3 protein-coding genes are annotated in these 6,464 nt (G+C 58.4%); all 3 read left to right on the top strand.

The window, feature by feature from the left end; genetic code table 11:
* The coding region (locus BJL95_RS18085; RefSeq protein WP_175463753.1) for a carboxypeptidase regulatory-like domain-containing protein at positions 1–2,844 on the top strand (2,844 nt) is incomplete at its 5' end.
* Between the two features lie 5 nt (positions 2,845–2,849).
* Positions 2,850–4,079 (top strand): hypothetical protein, encoded by a 1,230-nt coding sequence (locus BJL95_RS18080; RefSeq protein WP_139306319.1) that lies wholly within the window; start codon positions 2,850–2,852, stop codon positions 4,077–4,079.
* 349 nt (positions 4,080–4,428) lie between these two features.
* The coding region (locus BJL95_RS18075) for a carboxypeptidase regulatory-like domain-containing protein (protein ID WP_175463752.1) at positions 4,429–6,464 on the top strand (2,036 nt) is incomplete at its 3' end.

The raw sequence follows: 6,464 nt of genomic DNA, 5'->3' as shown, positions 1-6,464 counted from the left end.
GCCGGCGAAGCCTACTACGACCTGACCGGCTATCTCGGCAACGACATCACGCCCGGCGGCAGCGGTCTGGTCTCGGTCATCGTCACCGGCGGCGGCCCCAATACCTTCAGCTTCACGACCCGGCTGGAACGCCAAGTGCAAAGCCCAGCGCTGGCCGTCAAAATCACCAGCCCGGCCACGCTCTTGACCGTCGGCCACACCCCGCAAACCGTCAAAGGCACCGTCAACGACCCCAGTGCCCAAGTCACCCTGAACGGCGCGCCGGTCACCCACGGCAACGGCAGCTTTCAAGCCGACGTCGCACTGGAAGAAGGCCACAACACCATCACCGCTCGGGCGGTCAACGCCCAGGGCGAAGACGTCAGCGACACCATCTCGCTATCGCTGGACATGACCCCGCCCTACCTGACCGTCGAATCGCCGAAAAACGGCGACACCGTGCGCACCGACCACATCGCCGTGTCCGGCCTGATCAACGACATCGTACGCGGCACCGTCGCCGCCGGCCAAGCCAACGTCAAAGTCAACGGCATCGCCGCCACGATCGCCAACCGCAGCTATCTGGCCCAAAACATCCCGCTCGCCGTCGGCACCAACACCCTCAAAATCGACGCCGCCGACAACGTCGGCAACACCAGCAGCCTCAGCCTGCAAGTCAGCTACCAACCGCTGGCGCCGCAACACATCGAACTGCTCGGCGGCCAAAACCAAAGCGGCAAGATCAACAGCGTGCTGGCCCAAACCCTCAAAGTCAAACTGCTGGACGGCGCCAACCAAGCGGTCGCGGGCAAACCCGTGATCTTCCGGGTCACCGAAGGCGACGGCATCGTCGGCGCCGGCGGCAACGACCAAGGCCAAGGCGTCCTGGTCCAAACCGACGCCCAAGGCATCGCCGCCACCGCCTTCAAACTCGGTAGCCGAGCCGGCAGCGGCAACCAACGGGTCCGCGCCACCTCGGTCGGCTTCGACGGCGAAGCCCTGTTTTATGCCAGCGCCACAGTCGGGGCCGGCGGCAAAGTCACCGTCAACAGCGGCAACAACCAACGCGGCGCGGTCGGCCAAGCGCTGCCGCTACCCTTCGTCGTCGCCGTGGTCGACGACGGCGCCAACGTCGTGCCCGGCGCCCAAATAGAATTCAAAGTCACCCAAGGCAGCGGCCGCTTCCAAAACGGCCAAACCACGCTGACCGCCACCACCGACAGCGACGGGCGGGCCACCGCCGAATTCACGCTCGGCAGCGAAGACGGCCTCGACGTCCACCGAGTCACCGCCACCCTGGTTGGCACCAGCCTCTACGCCGGCTTCACCGCCTCCGCGCTAAAAACCGGCAACGCCGGCCAAACCAGCATCAGCGGCGTCGTGCTCGACAACCAAGAACACCCACTGCCGAACGTCACCGTCCGAGTCGACGGCACCACCCGCGAAGCACAAAGCGACACCCAAGGTCAATTCAAAATCAGCGAAGTCCCGGTCGGCGCAGTGCGCTTGATCGCCGACGGCAGCACCACCAGCGCCGAAGGCGAATGGCCCACGCTCGCCTTCAACCTCGTCACCATCGCCGGTGCCGACAACCCGCTGTCCGCGCCGATCTACCTGGTCAAACTCGACACCGTCAACGCCAAAACCGTCGGCGACCAAGACGTCACGCTGACCCTGCCCGACGTGCCCGGCTTCGCGTTGGAAGTCAAACGCGGCTCGGTCACCTTCCCGGACGGCAAGAAGACCGGCAAGCTCTCGGTCACGCCGGTCAACGCCAGCAAAATCCCGATGGCGCCGCCGAACGGCATGCAACCGCAATTCATCATCACGATCCAACCGGTCGGGGCCAAATTCGACCCGCCGGCCCGGCTGACCTTACCCAACGTCGACGGCCACAAACCCGGCGCGCAAGTGGAAATGTACTCCTACGACCACGACCTGGAAGAATTCGTAGCGATCGGCCTCGGCACGGTCAGCACCGACGGCAGCATCATTAAATCCAATGACGGCGTGGGAGTAATTAAGGCGGGCTGGCATTGCGGGTCTCAGCCGGGAGGAAGTGGGTGTGCGGCCAGTCCGGGGGAATGTCAAAAATGCGAGGGCAATTGTGTCATCGTCGATTTACCTAAGGTGCCGAACGTGGCTGGCGATTGCTTGAAACCCAAGGATTGCAAGTCCTCGGAAGCCGACCCAAGCGACATTCCGCCTGATGTTGCCGGCGATTGTAAAAAGCCCGCTTGCCCGTCTCCAACCGTGGATACCAGCGACAAGCCGTCCGAGGAATGTAAACAATGTCAATCCGACGGCTCGATCGGTAACAAACCGGATGGTCAGTTTCCGGAATCGACAACGCGCTGTTGCTATCAAGGTGAATCGGTGCCGAAAACGCCGGCCGATTTTGCAAGCTTGGCGAAGTGCCCTCAAAAAACGCAGAACACCACACGAAATCATGAAATCGACGGTTGCTCCAATTCGCCCGACGACTTGGAGAGTTGGGACAACCTGCCGTTCGCCACGAATTACGACATGTACGTGACTAATCCGATCTGGGGTACCGTGTTGGGCACGATTTCCAATGCGACTGCCGCGACCCAGACCTTGCCGTGCAATTTGCACGACATTTGTTATCAAACCTGCGGCTCCAGCCAAGCTACTTGCGATGCCGCCTTGGGCGCCGGAATTACCGCGAGTTGCGATACCGGTTACCCCTTCCCTTGTCCTTATGCAACGGCGTCGCAATGTCTGGAATACGATGAGGAATACGCGAGTTGTCGTGGTATCGGTCCGGTCTATCAAGACGGGGTTGCCAATTTCGGTAGCTCGGCTTTTGAAGAACGGCAAACTCAGTATTGCGAGTGTTGCTAAGCGCCATGAAAACGATTAGCTGGAGAATCTTTTTAGTGCTGGCGGTGATGCTGCGAGTCGAACTCGCGGCGGCAGACGTCAAAGTCTTCGAGTCATTATTTGCTAGGTATCAGGCAAATATCGATCAACAGTTTATTCGAATGATTCCGGAGGACGCGGATTCCCCTGCGATCCTGTATAAAAAATATCTGGATCACCGCAAGGCAAAAGCGCTTCCAGGCCAGGCCGAAAGCGTCGAATATTTAATCTATGATAGCCGCACCGGTAAATCGATTAGTTTATGGGAAGCGAGAGCGGCCGATAAAACCGTCGTTGGCAAGATCGTCAAGAGAGATGACGGATATCTGATACCTTTGCTGAACGGAAAAGATCTCAAGATATTTAAATACAGTCCAAAGCAACAAAAACTTGAATCGGTAAGTTTGAAGCCGTTCGGTGTTAAGGCCGGTAATTCAGTCAAGCAACTTTTTCACATTTCTACCGGTTATATTGCCTTGGTTGATGCGGAAAAAACGTCAAAATTGGTTTTCCAGGCCTATGACTCCGATGAGCAATTGTCCGTGGATTTTGCCTACCTCCAATTGCCGATCGTCGGAATAGAGGATGTTGCGGAGGCTAATGATACGATTTACATCGCAGCTAAGGCGAAAAAGAATTTGGATGAAACAGCCAGCTTTCTTTTTAGAGTTAATAACAAGTTTGCGGCGGACAGCGTAAAAGTGGAAGGATTGGATGTCGATCCGAGATTAGCGCAGCATGCGTCGTTTATATCGACGACGCATGTTCAGCCCTCGCTACAAATAGTCAGTCGTAAGCGAAACCCTAGTCCGCCAAGTTTGTACTTGTATCGTGTTGGAGAGAAGGCCAAATTGATTTGGCATTTCGACTTCGATGAAATCGAAGCCGGGAGTCATTTGCAGATATCTGGAATTTGTCATGATAATTACCTGTTCGCAAGGCGAACAAAGCCAAACGGTAAAATTTCCGACACCGCTGAATTCAGATTACTGAATGCAGAGGGAAAGGAGTTGATGACTTGGACGAAGCAAATGATGACTAACGGATCACTGGTTGATGTTCGGCCTGAATCGATTGGACAAAGCGTTTTCTTAATCAGCAATTTTTCAAAACTGGAAGATGCCCGCCGGCAAGACGGTTGGTACAGTTGGATGGGATTACAGATTGATAGAGTGCCGGTTTCAGAAGTATGTTCTACCAATCAAAAGGTTAATTGAAACAGTATTTCCGGCTCTTAAGGAGTCTATGACTAATGCAGTTTTTCAAGAAAACCAGGTGTGCAAGGTATTGATTGAAGTTGAAATTCGACATGACGAATTAATCAGAGGCTTCTTAAGGTTTCAAGGTCCTAAAATTTAGCGAAAAAATTAGATTTAAAGCGCAGGATTTGATAATGCTTTCCGCGACATTAATTTAGCTTGAAGTTATTTAGGCAGGTTGCGAGGAATGACAAGTGATTAGAATTTTTCGGGGGTACTGATGTCGGTTTTTTGGCACGTATTGAGTAATACGATATCGAGAAAGTTAGTTGGCCAAGTTCGCGGTTCCGTATTGGTTAACTTTATAATGGTTCTGTCAGTAGTCTTAATTAGCTGGATCACCCCGCCGGCGGAAGCGGCGACGAACTGGGAACCAGTCTCGACCAGCCAAGTGACGGTGAAGGTAGCCAACCCGGTGCGCAACCGACGTGCGGCGGACGCGACGGTGGCGGTGACGCTGAACAACGTCAGCGGCCAAAGCCTGAAAGGCCCGTTCCGGCTGGTCATCGTCGGCCTGAGTCCGGCGGCGAAAGTGGCTATCGGCAACGCCAGCGGCACCACCGCAGCCGGCGAAGCCTACTACGACCTGACCGGCTATCTCGGCAACGACATCACGCCCGGCGGCAGCGGTCTGGTCTCGGTCATCGTCACCGGCGGCGGCCCCAATACCTTCAGCTTCACGACCCGGCTGGAACGCCAAGTGCAAAGCCCAGCGCTGGCCGTCAAAATCACCAGCCCGGCCACGCTCTTGACCGTCGGCCACACCCCGCAAACCGTCAAAGGCACCGTCAACGACCCCAGTGCCCAAGTCACCCTGAACGGCGCGCCGGTCACCCACGGCAACGGCAGCTTTCAAGCCGACGTCGCACTGGAAGAAGGCCACAACACCATCACCGCTCGGGCGGTCAACGCCCAGGGCGAAGACGTCAGCGACACCATCTCGCTATCGCTGGACATGACCCCGCCCTACCTGACCGTCGAATCGCCGAAAAACGGCGACACCGTGCGCACCGACCACATCGCCGTGTCCGGCCTGATCAACGACATCGTACGCGGCACCGTCGCCGCCGGCCAAGCCAACGTCAAAGTCAACGGCATCGCCGCCACGATCGCCAACCGCAGCTATCTGGCCCAAAACATCCCGCTCGCCGTCGGCACCAACACCCTCAAAATCGACGCCGCCGACAACGTCGGCAACACCAGCAGCCTCAGCCTGCAAGTCAGCTACCAACCGCTGGCGCCGCAACACATCGAACTGCTCGGCGGCCAAAACCAAAGCGGCAAGATCAACAGCGTGCTGGCCCAAACCCTCAAAGTCAAACTGCTGGACGGCGCCAACCAAGCGGTCGCGGGCAAACCCGTGATCTTCCGGGTCACCGAAGGCGACGGCATCGTCGGCGCCGGCGGCAACGACCAAGGCCAAGGCGTCCTGGTCCAAACCGACGCCCAAGGCATCGCCGCCACCGCCTTCAAACTCGGTAGCCGAGCCGGCAGCGGCAACCAACGGGTCCGCGCCACCTCGGTCGGCTTCGACGGCGAAGCCCTGTTTTATGCCAGCGCCACAGTCGGGGCCGGCGGCAAAGTCACCGTCAACAGCGGCAACAACCAACGCGGCGCGGTCGGCCAAGCGCTGCCGCTACCCTTCGTCGTCGCCGTGGTCGACGACGGCGCCAACGTCGTGCCCGGCGCCCAAATAGAATTCAAAGTCACCCAAGGCAGCGGCCGCTTCCAAAACGGCCAAACCACGCTGACCGCCACCACCGACAGCGACGGGCGGGCCACCGCCGAATTCACGCTCGGCAGCGAAGACGGCCTCGACGTCCACCGAGTCACCGCCACCCTGGTTGGCACCAGCCTCTACGCCGGCTTCACCGCCTCCGCGCTAAAAACCGGCAACGCCGGCCAAACCAGCATCAGCGGCGTCGTGCTCGACAACCAAGAACACCCACTGCCGAACGTCACCGTCCGAGTCGACGGCACCACCCGCGAAGCACAAAGCGACACCCAAGGTCAATTCAAAATCAGCGAAGTCCCGGTCGGCGCAGTGCGCTTGATCGCCGACGGCAGCACCACCAGCGCCGAAGGCGAATGGCCCACGCTCGCCTTCAACCTCGTCACCATCGCCGGTGCCGACAACCCGCTGTCCGCGCCGATCTACCTGGTCAAACTCGACACCGTCAACGCCAAAACCGTCGGCGACCAAGACGTCACGCTGACCCTGCCCGACGTGCCCGGCTTCGCGTTGGAAGTCAAACGCGGCTCGGTCACCTTCCCGGACGGCAAGAAGACCGGCAAGCTCTCGGTCACGCCGGTCAACGCCAGCAAAATCCCGATGGCGCCGCC

Source organism: Methylomonas sp. LWB, from assembly GCF_001856095.1.
GTDB lineage: Bacteria > Pseudomonadota > Gammaproteobacteria > Methylococcales > Methylomonadaceae > Methylomonas > Methylomonas koyamae_A.
The sequence above is the reverse complement of the archived record's forward strand: the minus strand, read 5'-3'. Positions and strand labels throughout refer to the sequence as shown.

Coding starts and splice junctions, on each gene's coding strand:
- BJL95_RS18080 (WP_139306319.1), top strand. CDS start 2,850: ATGAAAACGATTAGCTGGAGAATCTTTTTAGTGCTGGCGGTGATGCTG.